Raw genomic sequence first — 21,655 nt, 5'->3', positions numbered from 1 at the left:
GCATGAACATGCGGTCCGGCTTTTGCCGGCGACTCCGGCAACGATCCCCTGAAGGGGAATTAGTTAAGACCGGCGGTATTTATTTTTAACGAGCTGGTTCTATGGTCTGAAACTCGAACTGTCGGGCATGGGGGAGGCTGAAATCGCTACCGGCGCCAAGCGGGATTTTGCGTCACTGCTCGACGACCTCTTCGTTGCCACCGACAAGGGCAACGGCAGTGAGGGCGTAGAGACCGGCGCGCGCCCATCCATCCCGTTCGACTATCTCTCGGTCGCCGATGAACTCCATTCCGGCCGCATCAAGGTGTCCGCTGCGGAATATCGCGAGGCCGGCGCTGATCTGGCCAGCGAGTTTGCCGCCGTGCTTGAACAGGCAAGGCTGGCGCTGGCTGGCGAAGAGCCGAAGCCGGAAGAAACATTGCCGCCAATCGATCCTGAATCGATTGCGGTCGAACTGGGACTGGAGCAGTCCAAGAGCGCCGCCGACTTCGGCCGCATGCGCCGCAGCTTTGCTTTCGCCAACCATCCCGATCGCGTCGCCCCGCATTTGCGCCAGCGCGCCATGATCCGCATGCAGGTGGCCAACATGCTGATCGACGAGGCCAAGCGCCGCGCCGTGGCCGCCGCACGACGCTAACCCCGCTCTGCTCACGCAAAAGTCGGCCTGGCAAGGCTTGGAGAGCGCCTCTGCTTTTCCTATAAGATGCGAACTCCTCCCCGCGCAGCCGCGCACATATGCCCTCCGGAGCAGAATCCCATGCACAAACGCCGTCTCGGTCGGACCGATCTTCTTGTTACCCAGATCTGCCTTGGTTCGATGACCTGGGGCCAGCAGAACACCGAGGCCGAAGGCCATGCCCAGATGGACCTGGCCTTCTCGCGCGGCGTCAATTTCATCGACACCGCCGAACTCTATCCGATCCCGCCCAAGGCGGAGACGCAAGGACGGACGGAGAAGATCATCGGCAGTTGGATGAAGGCCAAGGGCAACCGCGACAAGGTGATCCTGGCCTCCAAGGTCGTCGGCCGCACGGCCAACAGCTGGTTTCGCGGAGACCGGCCCTCGCAATTGGTGCGGGCCGATATCTTCGATGCCATCGACAAGTCGTTGGCCAAGCTTAGCACTGATTATCTCGACCTTTATCAGATCCATTGGCCGGAACGGGACATCCCCTGGGGTGCCAACCCGACGCGCGTCGGCGCCGTGGCGCGGCGTGCCGATTCTGTCGGCGCACCGGTCGGTGAAACGCCGATCGCCGAAACGCTCGCGGTGTTCGATGACCTGGTGAAGGCAGGAAAAATCCGCCATTTCGGCCTGTCCAACGAGAGTTCCTGGGGCGTGATGCGCTTCCTTGCAGAGGCCGACAAAGGGATTGGCCCCCGCGTCGCTTCGATCCAGAACGCCTACAATCTCGTCAACCGTACTTTTGAGGTGAACCTCGCCGAAGTCTGCGAGCGCGAAGGGGTGTCGCTGCTTGCCTATTCGCCGCTTGCCCAGGGTTATTTGACCGGCAAATACGATCATGGCGCCCGCCCGCAGGGCTCGCGCTCGCAGCTGTTCAACCGCGGCCAGCGTTACGAGACGCCCAATGCCGCCGAAGCGCAGCTCGAATACAATGAGCTGGCGCGCTCTTTCGGCCTTGAGCCGGCGCTGTTTGCCAATGCCTATGTCTCGAGCCGGCCCTTCGTGACCTCCAGCATCATCGGCGCGACAACCATTTCCCAACTGGAGATGGCGCTGTCTTCGGTGGATGTCGTCTGGACTGAAGAAATGCAGAAGGCGGTGGATGCCGTTCACCAGAGGGTCGGCAATCCCTGCCCGTGACCGAGCCAGGAATTGTCGTGTAGCAGCAAAGGGATGGAGACGATGGTGGATTTTTCGATCGAGGCCGTGCGTGGAAAGTTCCCCGCTCTCTCGCTGACCGACAAGGGCCGGCGGCGCATCTATCTCGACAATCCTGCCGGCACGCAGGTGCCGCAGGCCGTGGCCGACGCGGTGTCGCGCTGCCTGCTTACGACCAACGCCAATCTGGGCGGTTATTTTGAAACGACGATCGCGGCACAGCAGGTCGTTGACGACGCGCATCTGGCGATGGCCGACTTCCTCGGCGCGGCGAGCCCGCGGGAGATCGTCATCGGCGCCAACATGACGACGCTGACCTATCATATGTCACGCACGCTCGGCCGCACGATGAAATCAGGCGACGAGATCATCCTCACCCGCATGGATCATGAGGGCAATGTGTCGCCCTGGCTGCAACTGGCCGAGGACCTCGGCCTCGTCGTGCGCTGGCTGCCGTTCGACGAAAAGACCTGGCAGATCGAGGAGGCGACGCTCGCCGGTCTGCTGTCCGGGAAGACAAGGCTGGTGGCATTGAACTACGCCAGCAATCTCACCGGCTCGATCAACCGGGTCAGGTCCTTGACCCAACTTGCAAAACGGGCCGGCGCGCTGGTTTATGTCGATGCGGTGCAATTCGCACCGCATGGGCTGATCGATGTGCAGGAACTCGGCTGCGATTTCCTGATCTGCTCGGCCTATAAATTCTTCGGTCCGCATATGGGTATCTTGTGGGGCCGGCGCGACGTCATCGACGGTCTGCAAGCCTATAAGTGCCGTTGCTCCTCGAACGGCTTGCCGGAGCGGTTCGAACTCGGCACGCCGCAGATCGAACTGATGGCCGGCTTGACCGCCGCGGTCGATTATTTCGCCGAGCTCGGCGCGGCGGCAGGTGAGGGTGGTTCAAGAAGGCAGAAGATCGCCAAGGCGTTCCAGGTCTCCATTGCCCATGAAAACCCGCTGGCGCAAAGGCTGATCGATGGCCTGTCCGACATTTCCGGGCTGACGGTCCGAGGCATCACCGATTCGAAACGGCTCGGCGATCGTGTGCCGACCGTCTCCTTCACCGTCGATGGCATTGTCCCCGAAACGATCGTGCGGCAGATGAACGCCGAGAACATCTTCGTGTGGTCGGGCCACAACTATGCCTGGGAGATCGTCCATCAGCTCGGCATTCCGGCCGAGCAAGGCGTCGTGCGCATCGGCATCGCGCAGTACAACACCGCGTCCGAAATCGACGAGACACTGGAGAGCGTGCACCGGGTGATTGCCATGCTCAGGCAGCAACGCTCCTGACTTGGGCTTGAACTCTCACCGCGCCTTGCCGCCAAAGCCGGTGAGGAAGGCGGTGAGATTGTCGCCGAGTTCGTCGCAGAGATAGCCGCCTTCCTGGACGATGACCGCCGGCAGGCCGAGCCCGGCGATGGCCTCGCCGATGCGCGAGAAGCCCGGCGTCGTCACCGAAAGCCCGCCGAACGGATCGCCCTCGAACGCGTCGAGGCCGAGCGCCACGACCAGCGCATCGGGGGCGAAGGCGCGGATACGCTGGAACGCCACGCCGATCCCTTCCAGAAACGCCGCATCCGCGGATTTGCGTGGCAGCGGCAGGTTGAAATTATAGCCAAGCCCGGGACCTTCACCGCGCTCGTCGGCATGGCCCCAGAAGAACGGGTAGAACCGCACCGGATCGGCATGCAGCGACACCGTCAGCACGTCAGGTCGCGCATAGAAAATGCCTTGCGTCCCGTTGCCGTGATGCAGGTCGACATCGAGGATCGCGACGCGGGCCGCCTGCCTGCGCAGCACTTGCGCCGCCACGGCTGAGTTGTTGATGAAGCAGAATCCGCCGGCGACATCGGCGAAGGCGTGGTGGCCAGGCGGGCGGCACAGCGCATAGGCGGCCGGCGCTCCGGCCATGACGGTTTCGGCGGCCTCCACCGCGCTCCAGGCGCTCCACAGCGCGCTCTGCCATGTCTCGCCCGAGATCGGGCAGGCGGTGTCGGCCATGTGGTAGCCGGCCTGGCCGACGGCGGAGGCCGGATAGGAGCCGTTGCGGACGATCGGGTGGATGTTGGGAATGACCTCGGCCGACGCCCCTTCGATCCGCTGCCAGCGTTCGAAAATATGTTCGAGGAAGTCGAGATACTCGGGTGTGTGCACCGCCGAGATCGGACCGAGGCCGCGATCGCGCGGTCGCTCGATCGTGCAACCAGCGGACTTTGCGCCGGCTAACAATCTTTCGACGCGCTCCGGCTGTTCAGGGTTGGGCTGTGCCGCGCCACTGGAAAGAAAGGCCTTGGGATCGTGGCGCTTCTGCTCCTGCGCATAGAAGGCCTTCATTGCTGCTCCCCATTTTCCGGCGCGTCGGCGAAGGCGAAAAAGGCCTCACCGATGATTTTCTGCGTCTGCTCGTAGCTCGACCAGGCAATGCCCAGCCGTTCGTAAAAGGACTTGGCACCCTCATTGTCGGTGTCGACCGACAGCCTCAGATACACGCCGCCCTCTTTGCGGCACTCGGCAGCCACGCGTCGCAACAGGCGTTCGCCGATCTTGCGGCCGCGAAACCGGTCCTCGACATAGAGGTCCTGCACATAGACGCCAGGCCGTCCCATCCAGGTCGAGAAGATCGGGAAATGCAGGCACAGCCCGGCGAATTCACCGTCGACTTCTGCGATCAGGGTCGAGAAGGCGGGTTTTTCGCCAAAGCCCCAGCTTCTGAGATCGTCCGCTGTCGAGATGATTTCCTCGGGCGCCCCGATATGAGTGCCAAGCTTCAGGATCGCCGCGTGAATGGTTTCGACGTCATCGATGGTGCCGGGGCGAAGGATAACCGCACGCGTGACAGGTACAGTGGCAGGACCGGGCGCTGTCATCTCGTCAAAAAGCCACCCTGTCGCCGCCCTTGAGCGCCAGCATGTCGCGCGCTTCGGCCGGCGTGGCGACCTCCAGCGACAGTCCATCGAGAATGCCACGGATGCGCCGCACCTGGTCGGCGTTGGACTTCGCCAGCTGGCGGCCATCATAGAGGCTGTCCTCCAGTCCGACCCGGACATTGCCGCCCATGGCTGCGGCGATCGAGATCAGCGGCATCTGGTTGCGGCCGGCGGCCAGCACCGAAAACTGGTAGCTGTCGCCGAACAATTTGTCGGCGATGCGCTTCATATGGATGAGGTTGTCCGGGTCGGCGCCGATGCCGCCCAGGATGCCCAGCACGAATTGGATGAACAGCGGCCCCGAAACCAGCCCCCGATCGCGGAAATGCGCCAGCGAATAGAGGTGGCCGACATCGTAGCACTCGAACTCGAAGCGGGTGCCGCAGCCCTTGCCCAGCCGCTCGATCACGCCTTCCATGTCGGCGAAGGTGTTCTTGAAGATAGTGTCGCGGGTGGCTTCGAGCAGCTTCGGTTCCCACTCGTGCTGCCAGTCCCTTGGCTTGTCGAGCATCGGGAACAGCGCGAAATTCATCGAGCCCATATTGAGCGAGCACATTTCGGGCTGGGCCCGAAGCGGCGCCGCCAGCCGCTGGTCCAGCGTCATCAGCGAGGAGCCGCCTGTCGTGATGTTGATCACCGCATCGGTCGCCTGCTTGATGCGCGGCAGGAACTGCATGAACACTTCGGGATCGGCGGTCGGGCGGCCATCTTTGGGATCGCGGGCGTGCAGATGCAGGATCGAGGCGCCGGCCTCGGCCGCGGCGATAGCGTCCGCGGCGATCTGGTCCGGCGTCACCGGCAGATAGGGCGACATCGACGGCGTGTGTACCGAGCCTGTAACGGCGCAGGTGATGATGACTTTTCGCGGCGCCATTTCCGCTACCCCCGGCCTTCGACCGGCAGGTCGAATTCGCCCGCCAGAGCCTCAAGCGAGTCGCCGATGATGGAGATGATCTCGCCGACCTGCTCGCCGGTGACGATCATCGGCGGCGCGACCATGAAATTGTCGCCGTCAACGCCGCCCTTGACCCTGCGGCCATAGATGATCAGCCCGCGCTCATAGGCGAGATCAAGCAGGCGCTGCGTGGCTTTTTTGCCCTGCTCGATCGGTTTCAACGTATCGGGATCGGCGACCATTTCGGCGCCCGTAAGCAGCCCCTTGCCACGCACATCGGCAATGAAGGGGAACCGCTTCGCAAGTTCCTTCAATCCGTCCATCAGCACGTTGCCCATGGCAGCCGCATTGGCAATCAGGTCGAGCCGGTCCATTTCGCCCAGCACTGCAAGCCCGGCGGCGCAGGCGAGCGGATTGCCGGCATAGGTGTGGCCATGCTGGAAGCCGCCGGAAGCGAGCAGCGGCTCGACCAGTCGCATCGGTGCGGCCAGCGCGCCGAGCGGCGCATAGCCCGAGCCGAGCCCCTTCGACAGCGCGACGATATCAGGCTTGCAGTTCCAGTGGTCGCCGCCGAGGAATTTGCCGGTGCGGCCGGCACCGCTCATCACCTCGTCGTGGATGAGCAGAATGCCGTAGCGATCGCAGATCTCGCGAATGCGCGCATAATAGCTGTCGGGTGCCACCAGGGCCGCGGTCGCAGCACCCCCGATCGGCTCCATGATGAAGGCGACGACGCTTTCGGGACCTTCGGCGAGGATCTTCTCCTCCAGCATGTCGGCGTAGCGGACGCCGCGCTGCTCCATCGAGAGATTGTCGCGGTCGCGCCAGGCGGTCGGTGCCGGCACGGTCGGCATCACCCGCATCATCGGCGTAAAAGTTTCGGCCAGCGCGTCGTCGCCGGTGATCGAAAGCGAACCGAGCGTGCCGCCGTGGTAGGAAGGAAACCGCGTGATCACCTTCCAGCGGCTGGCCTGGCCGGTGGCCACGGCCCATTGCCGCGCCAGCTTGATGCAGGATTCCGTCGCTTCCGAGCCGCCGGACACGAAAAAGATGCGGTCCATGCCTTCCGGCAACTTTCCAGCCAGTTCGCGCGCCAATTCTTCCGCCGGCTCGTTCTCGAAATGCAGCCGGTAGGCGAAGGTGGCGCGGTCCATCTGCCGCTTCATCGCATCGAGCACATTGCGGTTGGAGTGGCCGATATTGGCGACCATTGGGCCGCTCGATCCGTCGATGAAACGGCGACCGTCCTGCGTCCACATGTAAATGCCTTCGGTGCGGTCGATCAGCGGCCGGCGCAGGCTGGAGAGGTAGAACAAATGCGATTGGCGCCGGGCATCAGTGTCTTGAACGGCGGTCTGGGCTTTCGACATGTCAGGACTTTCCGATATAGCGGTCGAGGACATTCTGGGTGACCCGTTCGACCATCGGGTCTTGTCTTAGCAGGCCGGCGACCCATTCGCAGCTTCCGGCATGGAACACCTCGCCCTTGCCGCGTGGAAAATTGACGATCATGCCATTGCCGCGTTTGACCTTTTCGAGATTGGCGTCGCTTGCCTCGCCAAACAAGGTTTCGGCGGTGAAGCGGCCATCCTCGTCGGTGAGGAACTGGTCCTCGATCGGAATGTCGGCGCTTTCCTCGACCTGGCTGGCCATGCCGACGGCCAGCACTTGCAGGCCGTCGGGCGCGCCGCTGTCTGGCGTGGGGTAGGGCAGCCCACCGCGGATCTCGAAATCGAGCCCGTCGACCTCATAGCCATAGACGTGGCTGTCGGCGCCCAGCAGGTCGCCATAGTAGATGCCGGTGCCGGCAAAGGCCCAGTGCTCCGGCCGATAGACCGGAAAGCCGCGTACGCCACGTGGCGCGCAGCCACCCCAGCCGGCATAGACGCCCCGTGTCGCATTGAGCCCGAAGGTCGCCGAACCCGGCCGGCCGATTTCCGGTGCTTCCCAGGAATTGGTGGCGCGGGTCACGTCGCCGCCGCGATAGGCCGGGTCCTCGGTGCGGGCGCGATATTTGTAGCAGACCTGCCGGCGGCCCTCATCTTTCAGCCGCGTCTGCCACATGAAATTGCCGGCAAAACGCGCCGCATGGCCGCCGCGTTCGACATAGAAGTCGACCGCGTCGCGCATCTCCCAAGTCCAGTATTCGTCATGGCCGACGAAGACCGCGCAGTCATAACCGTCGAGAATCTCGGGCGAGAAGTGAAGGTCATGCTGACTGGCGAGGTCGACGCCGTAGCCTGATCGTTCGGCGAAGCGAAAAAAATGACTGTCGTAGCTGGCCCAGCCGGACGAGGCATATTTCTTCGAATGGCCGGTGGCGAGCGCCCATTCCATGTGCGGATAACGCGGCACGGTCTTCGGCGGCACCGCCACCTCCAACGGCACGCGCGGGGCATCCCCGGGCAACACGACGAAGCCGCGGCACCAGGGGCGCTGCGTTGACACGATGGGCGAGTACTGGTCGCGGTCGGGCCCGGTGATGCCCTGATAATGGTTGGAGCCGCCCCAGGTGTTGTAGGCAAGCCAGGTGCCCGTCGCCGCCACCTGCAGCACACGGCCAGGTTTCTTGCCGGGCTGGGGAGAGACGATGAAAATGTGGTGACTTTGGATCGGCTTGCCGTCACGTCCGTCGGCGGTCAGCGTTATCAGGTAGGCGCCGGAGGGCCAGTCGCTCTCCACGCGAAATTCGAAGGAGCCTTCCCAGCCGCAGCCTTCGACCGAGCATTGCTCCGGACTCTCCTGCCAGCGCGCCGCAATGTCCGATTTCTCGAATACTCTCGTTTCGGTGCCGCCATCGCGGATGATCCTCATGCCGAAGGACGGAGCGGTCGAGCTGACATGCAGCGTAACTGTCTCGCCGGCGCGATAGGAAAACCGGTCGCTGTAGCACCAGATTTCGCCGCGCTCGCCATCCATGCCCGGCCACTCGTAATAGTGGCCGCGCACCGCGTGGCGGCGCTGCTCGGCTGTCAGCCCGAAATCAGGGAATTCGGTCGGCGGATTGATCATGAAGCCCTGGCCCATCTGAGGCGCCATTTCGGCGATCCGCCCGCCAGGCGTCAAATGGAAACGATCATGCCAGCATTCGTTAGCCGCACCCTTGGCCGCCTTCGCCAAACCGACTATCTCAGGAAGACGGCGGCAGTTCCGCCATGGGGACAGGGCATGCTCAGGGTTCAACAGGTCAAGGTCGACGACATCTACGTGCCCACGGCGCGGAAGAAGACGCTGCACCCCGAGACCGTCCGGCATCTGGCCGAGGACATACTCGAGAACGGCATGAAGACGCCGATCCAGGTCCGCCACGATGGCAAGCGGCACATACTTGTCGAAGGCCTGCACCGGCTCGAAGCCGCCAAATGGCTGGGCGAGACCGTAATCGACGCCTACCTGGTGCAAGCCAAGCGCCACTGACACGCGCGCCGCTCGCGGTTTTCAGCCTGCGTTTCCAGAATTTTTCGCGGGCGATGTCGGTTTGCTTTGCGTCGGCTCGTCCTTGGGACGGAAGCCAGATCAAACCGAGGAGACCACCGTGGCCACCAAGCTCGACATCGCCCCCGCCGACGACCGCGAACTGGTTCTCGCCCGCATCGTCGATGCACCGCGCGGGGACGTCTATCGCTGCTGGACCGAACCGAAATTGATCACGCAATGGTTCGCGCCAAAGCCGTGGACGACGCCGCGTGCCGAGATGGATGTGCGCACCGGTGGCAACAGCCTGGTCGTCATGGCAGGGCCCGACGGCAACGAGTTCCCCAACCCCGGCGTCTTCCTCGAGGTCGTTCCCGGCGAGAAGATCGTCTTGACCGATGCTTATACCCAGTCATGGGTGCCATCGGAAAAACCGTTCATGACAGTCGTACTGACCTTCGAGGACGAGGGCGAGGGCAAGACCCGCTACATCGCGCGCGTCCGGCACTGGAGCGTCGCCGACCGCGAGCAGCACGAGGCCATGGGCTTTCACGCCGGTTGGGGCCAGTGCACCGATCAGCTCGAAGATCTCGCCAGGACGCTCTGACAGAGCCACACCGGAGGAGTTCGATATGTCCAAAGTTCTGTTTTTTGCCATTTTTGCCTCGGCCGCTGCGTTTCTCGCTTGCCTGGGCACCATCAATGCAGAGGAGACAAAGCCTGCCATGACGACCGAAACGAAAACACTGCCGAAGCCGCAAAAGTCCGGCCTGCTGCCGATCAATGGCGTGAATTACTATTACGCCGTCTATGGCAAGGGTGAGCCGCTGCTTCTGCTGCATGGCGGCCTCGGTTCCACCGACATGTTCGCGCCGATCCTGCCCAAGCTAGCCGAAAACCGCACCGTCATCGGGGTCGACCTGCAGGGGCATGGCCGCACCGCCCTTGGCGACCGGCCATTCAGCCTGCAGGCGATCGGCGACGACATGGCTGGTATCGTCAAGACACTCGGCTACGACAAGGTCGACGTCATGGGCTATTCGCTGGGCGGCGGGGTTGCCTTCCGCATGGCGGTCCAGCATCCCGAGGCCGTGCGCCGGCTGGTCCTTGTTTCGACCGGTTATGCCGCCGACGGCTTCTACGACGAGATGCGTCCGCAGCAGGCACAGGTGAGTGCCGCCGCCGCGACGTACATGAAAGACACGCCGATGTACAAATCCTACGTCGCCGTCGCCCCGCATCCGGAGGACTTCCCGAAACTGCTCGACGCGCTCGGCAATTTCATGCGCCAGAACTACGACTTCTCGGCCGACGTTCCCAAGCTGAAGATGCCCGTGATGCTCGCCTATGGCGACAGCGACATGTATAAGCCCGAGCACGAGATCAAGTTTTACCAGATGCTCGGCGGCGGCCTGAAAGATGCCGGCTGGATGCGCGAGAACCTGTCGCGGAACCGGCTGGCCATCCTGCCCAACCGCACCCACTACGATGTCTTCTTCGCTCCGGAACTGACGGCCGCCGCATTGCCGTTCCTCGACGGCAAGACCAGGGTGAAGAGCTGGGACGAGGTGGTCGGCGAAGCCGAATGACCCCTGCCTTCTCCGCCGGCCGTCTCCTGCGAGACAGCCGGCGTGCTGTTTAGGAAGCCTTGGCCCGGCGCGGCTGCCTCAGATGCTTGATGCCGCTCATTTCGACGAAGTTCGTCGCCGACTCCCAGAGATAGTCGCCGTAAAGAAACGGCGCGAAGGGTTCGGCGCCGTCCAGCGGCAAAGGCGAGATTTCCGCGTCGACGCGTGGCTCGTGGAAGAACGGGATCGAGAACCGCACCGTTTTTGGCGCAATGACCCGGTGCCGTGTCGCCCGCACGCGGCCGCCGGTCCAGCGTTCCAGCAATTGGCCGAAATTGACCGCCAGCGTGCCATCGGCTGGAGGCACGTCGATCCATTCGCCGGCGAGGTTCTTCGCCTGCAAGCCCTCGACGCCGTCCTGCGCCAGCAAGGTGACGAAGCCTGAATCGGCATGTTCGCGGCCTATGATGGTGCGCGTCTCGCCTTTGTGGGTCACCGAAAACTCGGGCCCACTGGTATCGACGCCCGCACTGGCGTCGCGCAGCGGATAGCGGATCAGGCGCAGCGTCGAGATGCCACCGTCGAAATAGGCATCGAAGGTCATCTCGGGCAGACCAAGCCCGCGGGCGATCGACCGCATCAGCATGGTGCCGACCGTTCCCATCACGCGATAGTAGTCGGCTGCCGCAGCGCGCCAGCCGGGCAGGGCATTCTCGTCCGGCAACGGTGTGGGCTCGCACAAAGGATCGTCGGAAGCCGTGCCTCGCGCCGCATCGGCAAGGTCTGGCCCCATGTCGATGCCTTCCTTGTAGGAAACGGCTTGCGGCTGCAGCGGAAACCAGCCGCGGTAGAAATTTTTCTTGGTGTGATCGAAATTCCAGCGCAGCAATTCCTGTTTCTCGGCGTCAGGAAGCGCGAAGATGCGCAGCAATTGCGCGCGCTTGTCGGGCGTCAGCCAGTCATCGCCGGGAAAATCCCGGACCGCCAGGAAGCCGATGCCGGCCGCCGCGGCCATGATCCCGGCGTCGGCGCGGTCGCGCGCGGGCGAGGGCGACCCGAACAGGGCCGCGATGCCGATCGTTTCGATGTCGGGTGTCATGACAATCCTGCTGCATCACGATAATCGATGACCTTGTATCAAAGCTTTTCAATTGACCCAATCGACCTCGCCGTTACTTTTGCCGCCTGTTCACTCCACCAATGGATCCAGGCGATGGCAAAATACGAGGGCGGATGCCTGTGCAGGGCCGTGCGCTATCGCACCGATGCCGCCTCCATCAACGAGCGCATCTGCCATTGCCGGCTTTGCCAGAAGGCGATCGGCGCGGCGTTCAATCCGCGTGTTCTTTTCCGCATCGACGATGTGACGGTCGAGGGCCCGTTGGCCACGGTCAACACCTCGCCGGACCTCAAGCGCGGGTTTTGTCCGGCCTGCGGCACGACCCTGTTTTCGCGGCGCGATTCCGCCGGCATCATCGGCGTGACGACCGGTTCGCTTGACGACCCGTCGCTGTTCAGGCCCCAGATGCACATCTGGACCGTCTCGAAACAGCCCTGGGTGATGCTGGATGACGGCCTGCCGCAATTTGAAGGCGCTCCGCCGGCCTAGCTTCCTTCTTCCCCGTGAAGGGAAAGGACGTGCCCCAGGATGACCAAAAATTAATCCAAAGAGACACGTGATAGCCGGCAAAGCGTCATTGGCGGGCCATCTTTGTCTCCCTATCTAAGCGTCGCGGGCCCGGCATTCGAGGAGACGACGGATGAACGACAGCATCAGCACCCTGGACGAGCTTTTGAGCGATCCTATGGTCCTGCTCGTGATGGAACGTGACCGTGTGCGCCCGGAACAGGTGCGCATGCTGCTCGAGCGGGCTCGCCGGCCCTCCACGGAGGAGCCTGTCGTGCCGCCCGCCCATGTTATTGCCAGGACCTGCCAGAAACTTTGGCTCTGCCCATAATCGTCTTGCCAACCTCCAGCCATGGGAGCATCGCCGGCCCTTCGGGCCGGTTTGAACCGTGCGCGTCCGACGCGGCGGTGCCAGCTTACAAATCCGTAAATTGATTATCCGCCGCATGACGGTATGCCTTGCCGGGCACCGATCTCCTCCGATGGTGCCTTCGCAACTCCGATCTCTCCCGGATGGAACCCGACATGGCCGATATCTGCACGCAAGGCGTCGACACGGGCTTTGTCGGCCTTGGATTTGCCAAGGTCGCATTCCTCGGCCTGGTGCAAGGCATAACCGAACTGCTGCCGATTTCCTCGACCGCCCATATGCGCATCGTGCCGGCGGTGCTTGGCTGGCAGGATCCGGGTTCCGCCTTCTCCGCCGCCATGCAGCTTGCCGCCCTTGCCGCCGTGGTCAGCTATTTCTGGGGCGATGTCAGGGATCTCCTGTTCGGTTCGATCGACGCTCTCACACGGCGCGATTTCGCCGATCGGCATTTCCAACTGGCTTCCTGGATCGTGCTGGCGACAATCCCGATTGTGATCGCCGGCGTGGTACTTTCGGGTGTTCTCAACACCTGCAATTCGCCGTTGCGCAGCTTGAGCGTGATTGGCTGGGCCTGCATAGGCATGGCTATCCTGCTGGCCCTGGCCGAGATTTTCGCCCGCCACAAGCGCACCATCGGCGAAGCGTCGCTCGCCGACGCGCTTCTTGTCGGTGTCGCCCAGGTCGGCGCGCTGATCCCGGGCGTCTCTCGCTCCGGTTCGACGCTGACGGCGGCACTGGGGCTCGGCTTCAAGCGGGCCGAGGCGGCACGCTTCTCGTTCCTGCTCGGGCTGCCGGCCATCGCGCTCGCCGGCCTCAAGGAATTGTGGGAACTGCACAAGGTGCATCTCGATGCCCATGGATGGTCGGTTCTTGGCCTGGGGCTGCTCGTCGCCTCGATTTCGGCCTTCTTCGCCATTTGGGGCCTGATGCGTGTGCTGGAACGCTTCTCCGCCTGGCCCTTTGTCATCTACCGTGGCCTGCTTGGCGTCGTCCTGCTGCTGGGGGTGGCGATGGGATGGCTCGTCTAGCTCCCTAGCCCGAACCTCGGTGTTGCGCTGCTGCAACCCTCGAAGGGGCGTGCGGCGTCCCTCCAAGATGTGATCGGCCGGTTTGGTTGACTTCGGGATACAACCGCCCTTAACGTTCTGTTAACAAAACAGATGGGCGGGGCCGGATGGCATCCTCGATGGGTTGGCGCCGGAAGGCGAAGGGGCTGGGGCTTGCGATTGCCCTGATTGCTTTCTGTTCGGCGGCGAATTCCGCTTACACGGCTCCCGTTTCCATGGCTATCGGCGGCTCGACGTCCCAGCCGATTGGCCACTATGATTTTTGCAAGATTCATGCCGCCGAGTGCTCGATCCGTTCATCCGACAGCGAGCCGGAACAGATGACTGGCAAGCTGTTGCGGGAGATCAGCGCCGTAAACCTCTCGGTCAACGCGCGCGTCAAGCCGATGAGCGACATGGACAATTACGGCAAGGAGGAATGGTGGGCCTATCCGGACAATGGCTTCGGCGATTGCGAGGATTACGCGCTGGAAAAGCGGCGTGAGCTCAACAGCCTGGGCATCGCCATAGCCAATCTCCTGATGACGGTGGTTCGCAAGCCGGACGGCGAAGGCCATGCCGTGCTGACGGTGCGCACCGACAAGGGCGACTTCATCCTCGACAATCTCGTCGACAAGGTTCGCCTCTGGAACCAGACCCCGTATCGCTATCTCAAAAGACAGGCGAGCGACAATGCCGGGCGCTGGGTCTCTATTCTTGCCGGCGAGGAGAAGCTGGTCAGCGCCGTCAAATAGTCGCTGCCGACGTCCGGGCGATAACCATACTTCTTTCAGCAAATCCTTCATCGTGCCGGCAAGCGGTGCTATCCACGACAGTTCGTTGGAATGGCAATCCGGAACGCGCATGGATTTTTTGACCGTCCTTTATTCGGCGCCCTTGCTGCTGAGCTTGTTCAAGGCCGCGTTGCCGTACGCGGTCGCCACGACAGCGGCATTCGGCCAGTGGTTCGCTTCGGTGCCGCCGTGCCGCGACGTCTCCTTCGAGGCTACGAGCTTCCTCGTCTGCGAGGTCGATCCGAAGCTCTATTCGATCGAACTGTTCTGGAAAGACCCGGCAGGCAAGCCTTTTCAGTCGCTGCACAATCTCGACAACGCCCAGCGCATGGCGGGCCGGACCATGCTGTTTGCCATCAATGCCGGCATGTACCACCCCGATCTCAGGCCGGTCGGCCTTTACGTCGAACGCGGCCAGGAAATGGCCGGTGTGAAAACGGGATCGGGAAGCGGCAATTTTTCGCTGCAGCCGAATGGCATTTTCTATATCAGCCGCGGCAAGGCCGAGGTGCGGGCGACCAAGGACTTCGTCAGGCAGCGGCCAGCCACCGACTATGCGACACAATCAGGGCCAATGCTGGTGATCGACGGCCAGCTTCACCCGAAATTCCAGGCCGACGGCACCTCGCGCAAGAGCCGCGACGGCGTCGGAGTGCGAAAGGACGGTGTTGCCGTCTTTGCCATCTCGAACGGCACGGTGACGTTCCATGCCTTCGCCCGCCTGTTTCGCGACGCGCTCGGCTGCGACAACGCGCTCTTTCTCGACGGCACGATATCGAGCCTGCTCGCTCCGGCCATCGGTCGCAACGACGACTACTGGAATCTGGGGCCGATGATCGGCGTCTTCAGGAAGCGCGGCTGATGCACGGCGCCCTCAATCGCGAGACGCGCTAAATCCGTGCATCATGCCTGCCGCGCAGTCTGACGACCAGCACGGCGACGATGATCGCCACCACCATGGCCGCGATCACCGCCAGGCCGAACAGGCTGGTCGCGTCGAGTTCGGGCAGATTGTCGGCTCCTTTCGCCACCAGCCATCCAGGCGACAGCACGACCGGCGCCCAGATGATCGCCGACAGGATGTTGGCGACCTGGAAGCGCCGCCTGTTCATGCCCATCATGCCGGCGACCAGCGGCACGGTGGCACGCACCGGACCGAAGAAGCGGCCGACGAAAACGGCGGCGACACCGTAGCGGTGGAAGAACAGGCGCGCCCTGGCAGTCTCGCGGCGATAGCGGTTGAGCGGCCATTTGTGGACGACGCCACGCCCCAGCCATTTGCCGAGGAAATAGGAGATGGTGTCGCCAAGCGCCGCGCCGAACATCGCGGCGAGGAGAACGGGCAGAGGCTGGACGATACCGGCGCCCACCAGTCCGCCGACGATGATCAGCACCGTGGTGCCAGGCAACAGGATGCCGACCAGCACCAGCGACTCGCCGAAGGCCAGCAACCCGACCACGAGACCCGCCCAGGCCTGATGGTTCTCGATGAAACATACGCTCTGGTCGATGAACGACTGCACGCAAGCTCCGTGTTGAAAGTGTTCCTCAGCTGCCCTGTCGAGCAAGATCCTGAGTTCGTCGAGCTTGCCGTCGACGAGCCAGCCGTAATAATTCTCGACCGGCAGCTTGCGGCCCTTGGCGCGGGCAGGGCCGCCGCGCCGCACCCCGTTCTCAACAGCCACATCATGGCCCTGTCAAGGCTTGGCCGGGCCGCTGCCGACGACTGTCAGAACGCGGCCACAGCTATGGTAAAAAACTTGATTCAAACTTTATTGGTAATTTCTCGTTCATAACTCGTCTGGTTGTCCGTCGGCCGTCGCCTTCGGTCTGTTGTGTTCGAGTACAGGTCCAGATGCGGTTACCAGGCGTCGTGAGTTTCGTGATCGCATCGCTCTGCCTTGCCGGCTGTTCGTCGACATCGGGCATGGATGCGCTCGACATGCAGAAGCCGTCCAATGAAGTCACCAGTTCGGTGGTGCGTCCAAGCGCGCCGATCGCGTCCGTTCCGGTGGCCAGGGCAAACGCGGCGCGCAGGCGGATTGAGGCTGCGGCAGAGGATACCACCGCTCGGCCTTATGGCCTTGCCGAGGAAGAGACGGTGGCGTTTCCCGCACCCGAACTGCCCGACAGCGTCGAGCCGCCGATCGAGGAGGCAGCCCTGGTGTCGCCGCCGAAGCTGTTGTCGCGGGCGGCACCGTCCATGCTGGCCGGCCCGGTCACGCGTTATGGCTTCCGCGATGCCAAGCCGATCAATTTCGGCCGCTCGTCGCCCCGTCACCTTGCCGTGCACGGGGTGGACGTGTCGCGCTGGCAAGGCAACGTCAACTGGGAGAAGCTGCGCGCCCAGGGCGCCAACTTCGCCTACATCAAGGCGACCGACGGCGGCGACCACCTCGACCCCCTGTTTATGAAGAACTGGCGTGATGCCGACGCGGCGGGCCTGAAGCGCGGTGCCTATCATTTCTTCTACTGGTGCCGCACCGCCGGCGAGCAGGCCGACTGGTTCATCCGCAACGTGCCGAAGGTCGACGGCGCGCTGCCGCCGGTGATCGACGTCGAGTGGAACGGCGACTCCAGCTGCCAGCGGCGCCCGTCGCGCGAAAAGGTCCTGGAGAAGATGCAGGTGTTCATGGACAAGCTGGAGCGCCATTACGGCCAGCGGCCGATCATCTACACGGCGCCCGATTTCTATCGCGACAACCTTCAGGGCGCATTCCCGGATTACCCGTTCTGGCTGCGCGCCGTGGCCCGGCATCCGTCAAAGGTCTATCCCGATCGCAAATGGCTGTTCTGGCAGTATTCCGGCTCTGGCCTGTCGCATGGCGTAACAGGCCGCATCGATCTCAACGTCTTCCATGGCGATGAGCGGCAATGGCGCGCCTGGGCCGGCGGCGGAGGTCGGGCCATGATGGCCGACGCGGATTAGAACCGATGCTTTCGCGTCGGCGCTCGTCCCGTCCACCTATTGGAACTGGTTGCTCCCGCCGTTCTTTTCCTCGCTCAACCGCAGCCGCGCCCTCAAGCCCATGATCTCGGCGATCGCGGCATCGATCATGGCGAGAAGGGTCAACGTGTCGTGCTGGGTCGGATCGGCCCTGACATAGGCGAGCTGGTTCAGTATATCGGTGTCATCTTCGGTTTGTTCGCTCATGCGCATCGTCCCGGCTGTTGTCTCCTGGATCTTCGTCCGATCGGATCGATCGTCCTTTTATCACGTCATCGTGCGGATGGCCCGCCGCATTGGCCACCAGTTCCTGGCGCGGTCCCCACCGTGCTTCGGATACGTCCTCGGAGGCAAGATGGAGAACATCGGTGTGAGGCTTCGGCTCGGTGGGGCACTGGTCTGCTTGCTGACATTGCTGTTGCCCGCGAGCCCGATGGCCGCGGGTCTGAAAGACCCCACCGCCGATACGCTCGACCGCTGCCTGAATAAGCCAGCCAATGGCTCTACAGCAGGCCAAACCGACTGCGAGGCCACGGCATCAAGCGACTACGATCGCCGCATGAATGCCGCCTATGCGACACTCCTGCGCAAATTACCGCGCCAGGCAGCGCAAAATCTTCGCCTGTCACAACGCGCCTGGCTGGCCTTCCGCGACAGCGAGGCGAAGACCCGGGGCGCTCTCTATGAAACAAGGCAAGGCACGATGTACGTGCCCATGCAGGCAGCCGACGCCACCAACATCATCCGGGATCGCGCCCTTCAGCTGGAGGGCTATGTTCGTGTCATGGCAATAGAGGATGCCGAATAGCGGCTGGTCGCCGCTCCCATGGCCACGCGACAGCATTGAACCTTGCCGGCGGTCATTTCCTGATCTTGCGAATAGACGAGACATTGCCCTCGCCATGCTGTCTATATGCGTGCTGCTGTACTCTAGTCGTCGGGGGGACGAGTTGGAGCTCAAGTTTCTGTTGGTCGGCTTTGCCTGCGCGGTCGCTGGCATGCTGTCGATCGTCACCTTCCTGAAATGGCTCGAGGTCAAGGCGGCCAGCCGCTGGTTGCCGACGCCTGGAAAGATCGTCTCGTCGCGCGTCGAGGCGCGCGAGGTGACAAGCTCGGGTACCGGCTCGGAGAGCAGCACCTCGACCGAAATCCGCAATTTTCCGGCCATCACCTATGAGTACAAGGTGGGCGGCAAGACATTTCAAAGCTCGCACTACAGCGTGCAGGAGAACCTCGGAAATTTCGAAGTCGCGGAAACTCTTGCGCGGTTTCCGCGTGGCGCGGCGGTAACCGTGTTCTATGACCCGTCCAGCCCGGGCAAGGCCGTGATCGAGCGCACCATGCCGGACGGCGCCTTCAAGTTCATGGTCCAGCTTTCGGCGGGGCTCGTGGTCGGTGCGTTGGTGTTGGTGTTTTCGGTCGGTGGCGTGCTGGAGGCTATCGGGCCGCATCTGCCCAAGCCGCGGAACCTCGGTGCGGCGGCATTCCTGCTGTTCATGGGGCTTTTTGTGCTGCGCATGGGCTTTGCCCAAAGATCGATGGCCGGACAAGCGGCAACATGGCCGACCGCTGCCGGCCGTATCGATGCGTCCGGCCTGCAGGCAATCAAGACCCGCGACCGGTTTGAGGGCGGTGGGTACCGGCCCTGGCGCACGGTGTTCAAATCCCGCATCGTCTACAGCTATGGTGTCGCCGGACAGCGCTACAGCGCCGATCGCGTCGCTTTCGGCGCCAGCGTGACGGCCTCGCTGCCCGGCCTCGTCGGCGGTCAGGCGCGGCGCTATGTCGAGGGCAGCGAGGTCGACGTTCGCTATGACCCCGCCAACCCCGCCTCGGCGGTGCTCGAATGCCGGGTGCGTGGGCTATGGCTGCTGTGGGTCTGCTCGGCAGGCTTTCTCGGCGGCGCGGCCTTGCTGGTCGGGTTGGTCTGAGTGTCACCGCCTTGAGCAGCGCACGAGAGGTCCGCTGTCGAATCCGCGCCAGCTCAACCGCACCGTCGCGCCGTCGATTTTGATATGGATGGTGCGAGAAAATGGCTCGTCGAGCGATGGGGCCGCGCCGTAGCACTGGCTGGCGCGAACCACCCAGCCGATGGCGGTTTTGCGAAAGATCGCGTGCTCGCAGCCGAGGTTGGGAAACGACAGGGCCGACTGATCCACAGTGAAGACAGTCTGGCGCTGGACGTCGGCGGTCGCATGGCAGTTCAACCTATCGCTGGACCACGTCCCGACATAGGGCGCTGCCGCTACGGCCGGCACAATCGCAGTTGCGGAGGTCGCTATGATCAGTGCCAAACGCTGCATCTTTTGTCTCCTGGGCCGCTGCGTTCGATCATACAGATTGCGGGTTTGTGTGGCGCAAGTTTTCGATCGAGGCGCGATAAACGCAACGGTTCCGGATTTCGCTTATGGTTTTGTACCGATGATGCGACTGTGCGGCCCGGCACGCAGCCGGCCTTGCTTCACAACAGATTGCCCGAGATTTCGATGATCATTCGCAAACTGGCCTTCGTTGCCCTGGGTTCGCTCGGGCTCATGCAAGCGGCGGGCGCCAAGGAATGCCTCCTGAGCCACGCCACCTACCAGGAGCCACGCTCGGGCGCGGTCATGCAATTCCGGCCGCTGGGCAACGAACCGGCGGCACTGACGACGCAGGTGTTCTCGCTGGCCGTGCCTCATACCGGCATAAGCCTGCCGGCCGATATTACCTGGACCAACGGCAAGAATTCGTTTCCGCTCGGTACCATCCGCCACCCCTGCACGGACGACGACCGCGAAGCGGGTCTGCAAGACGACAGCGGGCTTTGCCGGATATGGGACGGGCAGGTTTATGCCCTGACCGGAGGCGGCGCCGAGCAGTTGAACTCTCGCGATGCGACACCGGCGCCGAAAGGGCTGTTGCTGCCGGATTTCGGTGCGACGTTCAGCGAATGGCCCGATTTCGCCAATGCTAATCCGGATGGCTCGGCCTGGGATGCCTTCACTTTGACAGGATGCAGCAATGAATAGCACCATGAGATCGATCGTCTGGACCTACGCCCTGTTCGCGTCCGTGACGATATCTGCCGGGGCGCGTGCGGAGGAGCCGGTACCATCGCGGCCGCCGATCGACAAATGCGTCTGGGAAAAACTGGCCGACAAGGCGATCGGTCTGGCCGCTTGGGCGCAGCGCTGCGATTTCGGCTTTCGCCAGATCCATTTCGAGTTTGTCGGCAATGCGCTCGCCATCAAATACAGCGATGGCGGTGCGCCAGATCCGCTTGTCGAGATGTTCGACATCCAGCCTGGCGAAACCGCGGAGGCTGCCATGCGGCGCCTGTTCCTGGAAAAGACCGACAAGGCCGTCAACGCCCGCTGCGTGCTCGCGCCTTACACGGAGGGCACCGTGCCCGCCGGCGTCAAACGCTACACATTCAGTCCCGACGCCGCCTATGCGAAAGAGCTGAAGGCGCAGGCCGACCCTGACGAGGTCCCCGAACCGCCCTGCGGCGACTGGGGCGAAATGCCGGATAGCATCCAGTATTTCGAGGTGCCGGCAGGTGAGGGACACAAGCTGCTGTTCGTCCGCGTGGGCCAGGATGAGCCGTTGTTTGATGAGCAGACGCTGCGGGTGTTGCCGTAGCGGTAGGCGCTGGGAGCCCGATTAATTTCAAAGAAACTATATATAATATTTGTTGGCGTCTTTTATGGCTATCCTTGCTGCAGCTATGGAAATTCCAGCGTCGGAGGCTAGTTTCTTTGGGTCAGAGTATTTTTTTGATATAGACTGCGGAGCTAAAATATACGCAGCAAATCTTTTTGCTTGATATTCCGAGCTGTGCATTCCTGTGGCTTGGGCAATTCGCTTTTCGGAATGTTCGGATCTGTGCATATTGAACTTAGAATTGAAGAAATCTGAATGAAGTAAAACGTGGCCAAGCTCGTGCGCTATCGTCATGCGGGAGCGGTCATCGCCTTCGCACGCTGCGATATACACGCTTTCTGACACGACTATACTTACAGGATTATAATCCGTGTAAGCCGGTGTGGTCATCTCTTTGTCTGATTTTACAACAAAGCTATAATCTTTTATGATTTTAGGCAGCTCAAGTTCAACGATATCTATTACGTCGACCCATGTTTCATCTGCTACTCCAAATTTGGCCCGCACCGCATCTGCGATGCGGGCCAAAGCTGAGGCACTTAGGGCTCTTCCGACGTAGAATTCGTCAGCCATCTGCGA

General features: G+C 62.6%; 26 protein-coding genes. 16 read left to right on the top strand and 10 right to left on the bottom strand.

Annotation, left to right across the window (positions count from 1 at the left end; all coding sequences use genetic code 11):
• The first annotated feature begins 127 nt into the window (after window positions 1–127).
• The 3 genes from FJ543_RS05610 to FJ543_RS05600 all read left to right on the top strand — a co-directional run bounded on the left by FJ543_RS05610 (window position 128) and on the right by FJ543_RS05600 (window position 3,136).
• Window positions 128–637 (top strand): hypothetical protein, encoded by a 510-nt coding sequence (locus FJ543_RS05610; protein WP_181166376.1) that lies wholly within the window; start codon window positions 128–130, stop codon window positions 635–637.
• 120 nt (window positions 638–757) lie between these two features.
• Window positions 758–1,825: an aldo/keto reductase gene (locus FJ543_RS05605; protein WP_140874083.1), complete on the top strand. Its 1,068-nt coding sequence runs from the start codon at window positions 758–760 to the stop codon at window positions 1,823–1,825.
• A gap of 42 nt (window positions 1,826–1,867) precedes the next feature.
• Window positions 1,868–3,136, top strand: a complete 1,269-nt coding sequence (locus tag FJ543_RS05600; protein WP_181173908.1) for a cysteine desulfurase-like protein — start codon at window positions 1,868–1,870, stop codon at window positions 3,134–3,136.
• Window positions 3,137–3,151: 15 nt separating this feature from the next.
• Here FJ543_RS05600 and FJ543_RS05595 read toward each other — a convergent pair whose 3' ends face one another.
• The 5 genes from FJ543_RS05595 to FJ543_RS05575 are packed head-to-tail and all read right to left on the bottom strand — an operon-like array spanning window position 3,152 to window position 8,680.
• Window positions 3,152–4,180, bottom strand: a complete 1,029-nt coding sequence (locus tag FJ543_RS05595) for a histone deacetylase family protein (protein ID WP_140874081.1) — start codon at window positions 4,178–4,180, stop codon at window positions 3,152–3,154.
• Window positions 4,177–4,713 carry a GNAT family N-acetyltransferase gene (locus FJ543_RS05590; protein WP_140874079.1) on the bottom strand — a complete coding sequence of 179 codons (537 nt, stop codon included), beginning with the start codon at window positions 4,711–4,713 and terminating at the stop codon, window positions 4,177–4,179. Before FJ543_RS05590 ends, FJ543_RS05595 begins: the two co-directional genes overlap by 4 nt.
• Before the next feature lie 4 nt (window positions 4,714–4,717).
• The gene (locus FJ543_RS05585; protein ID WP_140717409.1) at window positions 4,718–5,647 is read right to left on the bottom strand and encodes a 3-keto-5-aminohexanoate cleavage protein; all 930 of its coding nucleotides are present in this window, start codon (window positions 5,645–5,647) and stop codon (window positions 4,718–4,720) included.
• A gap of 5 nt (window positions 5,648–5,652) precedes the next feature.
• Window positions 5,653–7,038, bottom strand: coding sequence for an aspartate aminotransferase family protein (locus FJ543_RS05580; RefSeq protein ID WP_140874077.1), 1,386 nt, complete (start codon window positions 7,036–7,038; stop codon window positions 5,653–5,655).
• Window position 7,039: 1 nt separating this feature from the next.
• The gene (locus FJ543_RS05575; protein ID WP_140874475.1) at window positions 7,040–8,680 is read right to left on the bottom strand and encodes a N,N-dimethylformamidase beta subunit family domain-containing protein; all 1,641 of its coding nucleotides are present in this window, start codon (window positions 8,678–8,680) and stop codon (window positions 7,040–7,042) included.
• A 156-nt stretch (window positions 8,681–8,836) separates the two neighbouring features.
• Here FJ543_RS05575 and FJ543_RS05570 point away from each other — a divergent pair, with 156 nt between their 5' ends.
• The 3 genes from FJ543_RS05570 (at window position 8,837) to FJ543_RS05560 (ending at window position 10,671) form a co-directional block, all read left to right on the top strand.
• Window positions 8,837–9,085 carry a ParB N-terminal domain-containing protein gene (locus FJ543_RS05570; RefSeq protein WP_140617245.1) on the top strand — a complete coding sequence of 83 codons (249 nt, stop codon included), beginning with the start codon at window positions 8,837–8,839 and terminating at the stop codon, window positions 9,083–9,085.
• Between the two features lie 118 nt (window positions 9,086–9,203).
• Window positions 9,204–9,689: an SRPBCC family protein gene (locus tag FJ543_RS05565; protein WP_140874075.1), complete on the top strand. Its 486-nt coding sequence runs from the start codon at window positions 9,204–9,206 to the stop codon at window positions 9,687–9,689.
• 25 nt (window positions 9,690–9,714) lie between these two features.
• Window positions 9,715–10,671: an alpha/beta hydrolase gene (locus FJ543_RS05560; RefSeq protein ID WP_140874073.1), complete on the top strand. Its 957-nt coding sequence runs from the start codon at window positions 9,715–9,717 to the stop codon at window positions 10,669–10,671.
• 49 nt (window positions 10,672–10,720) lie between these two features.
• Here FJ543_RS05560 and FJ543_RS05555 read toward each other — a convergent pair whose 3' ends face one another.
• Window positions 10,721–11,749: a 2OG-Fe(II) oxygenase family protein gene (locus FJ543_RS05555; protein ID WP_140823601.1), complete on the bottom strand. Its 1,029-nt coding sequence runs from the start codon at window positions 11,747–11,749 to the stop codon at window positions 10,721–10,723.
• Between the two features lie 114 nt (window positions 11,750–11,863).
• Between FJ543_RS05555 and FJ543_RS05550 the strand changes: the two genes are divergently transcribed.
• From FJ543_RS05550 to FJ543_RS05530, 5 genes are all read left to right on the top strand, one after another.
• Window positions 11,864–12,259, top strand: coding sequence for a GFA family protein (locus FJ543_RS05550; protein WP_140874071.1), 396 nt, complete (start codon window positions 11,864–11,866; stop codon window positions 12,257–12,259).
• A 151-nt stretch (window positions 12,260–12,410) separates the two neighbouring features.
• Window positions 12,411–12,608, top strand: coding sequence for a hypothetical protein (locus FJ543_RS05545; protein WP_140616965.1), 198 nt, complete (start codon window positions 12,411–12,413; stop codon window positions 12,606–12,608).
• A gap of 194 nt (window positions 12,609–12,802) precedes the next feature.
• Window positions 12,803–13,675 carry an undecaprenyl-diphosphate phosphatase gene (locus tag FJ543_RS05540; protein WP_015318099.1) on the top strand — a complete coding sequence of 291 codons (873 nt, stop codon included), beginning with the start codon at window positions 12,803–12,805 and terminating at the stop codon, window positions 13,673–13,675.
• A gap of 146 nt (window positions 13,676–13,821) precedes the next feature.
• Window positions 13,822–14,448: a transglutaminase-like cysteine peptidase gene (locus tag FJ543_RS05535; RefSeq protein WP_140616963.1), complete on the top strand. Its 627-nt coding sequence runs from the start codon at window positions 13,822–13,824 to the stop codon at window positions 14,446–14,448.
• A gap of 109 nt (window positions 14,449–14,557) precedes the next feature.
• Window positions 14,558–15,349 carry a phosphodiester glycosidase family protein gene (locus tag FJ543_RS05530; protein WP_140874069.1) on the top strand — a complete coding sequence of 264 codons (792 nt, stop codon included), beginning with the start codon at window positions 14,558–14,560 and terminating at the stop codon, window positions 15,347–15,349.
• A 28-nt stretch (window positions 15,350–15,377) separates the two neighbouring features.
• On the opposite strand, the gene FJ543_RS05525 is transcribed toward FJ543_RS05530, so the two are convergent.
• Entirely contained in the window at window positions 15,378–16,010 is a 633-nt protein-coding gene (locus FJ543_RS05525; RefSeq protein WP_318011564.1) for a DedA family protein, read from the bottom strand.
• Between the two features lie 332 nt (window positions 16,011–16,342).
• Here FJ543_RS05525 and FJ543_RS05520 point away from each other — a divergent pair, with 332 nt between their 5' ends.
• Window positions 16,343–17,416 carry a GH25 family lysozyme gene (locus tag FJ543_RS05520; protein ID WP_140874067.1) on the top strand — a complete coding sequence of 358 codons (1,074 nt, stop codon included), beginning with the start codon at window positions 16,343–16,345 and terminating at the stop codon, window positions 17,414–17,416.
• A 36-nt stretch (window positions 17,417–17,452) separates the two neighbouring features.
• On the opposite strand, the gene FJ543_RS05515 is transcribed toward FJ543_RS05520, so the two are convergent.
• Window positions 17,453–17,641 carry a hypothetical protein gene (locus tag FJ543_RS05515; protein WP_140662059.1) on the bottom strand — a complete coding sequence of 63 codons (189 nt, stop codon included), beginning with the start codon at window positions 17,639–17,641 and terminating at the stop codon, window positions 17,453–17,455.
• On the opposite strand from FJ543_RS05515, the gene FJ543_RS05510 reads away from it, so the two are divergent.
• Together FJ543_RS05510 and FJ543_RS05505 are read left to right on the top strand one after the other, a co-directional pair.
• Window positions 17,640–18,242: a lysozyme inhibitor LprI family protein gene (locus FJ543_RS05510; RefSeq protein WP_224622070.1), complete on the top strand. Its 603-nt coding sequence runs from the start codon at window positions 17,640–17,642 to the stop codon at window positions 18,240–18,242. The genes FJ543_RS05515 and FJ543_RS05510 overlap by 2 nt on opposite strands.
• 142 nt (window positions 18,243–18,384) lie before the next feature.
• On the top strand, window positions 18,385–19,365 hold the full coding sequence (locus FJ543_RS05505) for a DUF3592 domain-containing protein (protein ID WP_224622069.1): 981 nt from the start codon (window positions 18,385–18,387) through the stop codon (window positions 19,363–19,365).
• Between the two features lie 3 nt (window positions 19,366–19,368).
• Here the strand turns inward: FJ543_RS05505 and FJ543_RS05500 are convergent, their stop codons facing one another.
• The gene (locus tag FJ543_RS05500) at window positions 19,369–19,737 is read right to left on the bottom strand and encodes a hypothetical protein (protein ID WP_140874065.1); all 369 of its coding nucleotides are present in this window, start codon (window positions 19,735–19,737) and stop codon (window positions 19,369–19,371) included.
• A 183-nt stretch (window positions 19,738–19,920) separates the two neighbouring features.
• On the opposite strand from FJ543_RS05500, the gene FJ543_RS05495 reads away from it, so the two are divergent.
• Together FJ543_RS05495 and FJ543_RS05490 are read left to right on the top strand one after the other, a co-directional pair.
• The gene (locus tag FJ543_RS05495) at window positions 19,921–20,442 is read left to right on the top strand and encodes a hypothetical protein (protein WP_140717396.1); all 522 of its coding nucleotides are present in this window, start codon (window positions 19,921–19,923) and stop codon (window positions 20,440–20,442) included.
• Window positions 20,435–21,055, top strand: coding sequence for a hypothetical protein (locus FJ543_RS05490; protein WP_140874063.1), 621 nt, complete (start codon window positions 20,435–20,437; stop codon window positions 21,053–21,055). Before FJ543_RS05495 ends, FJ543_RS05490 begins: the two co-directional genes overlap by 8 nt.
• Before the next feature lie 36 nt (window positions 21,056–21,091).
• On the opposite strand, the gene FJ543_RS05485 is transcribed toward FJ543_RS05490, so the two are convergent.
• Window positions 21,092–21,649 carry an ImmA/IrrE family metallo-endopeptidase gene (locus FJ543_RS05485; RefSeq protein ID WP_140874061.1) on the bottom strand — a complete coding sequence of 186 codons (558 nt, stop codon included), beginning with the start codon at window positions 21,647–21,649 and terminating at the stop codon, window positions 21,092–21,094.
• Between the last annotated feature and the right edge of the window lie 6 nt (window positions 21,650–21,655).

It is taken from the genome of Mesorhizobium sp. B2-5-7, assembly GCF_006440875.1.
Lineage (GTDB): Bacteria > Pseudomonadota > Alphaproteobacteria > Rhizobiales > Rhizobiaceae > Mesorhizobium > Mesorhizobium australicum.
The sequence above is the reverse complement of the archived record's forward strand: the minus strand, read 5'-3'. Positions and strand labels throughout refer to the sequence as shown.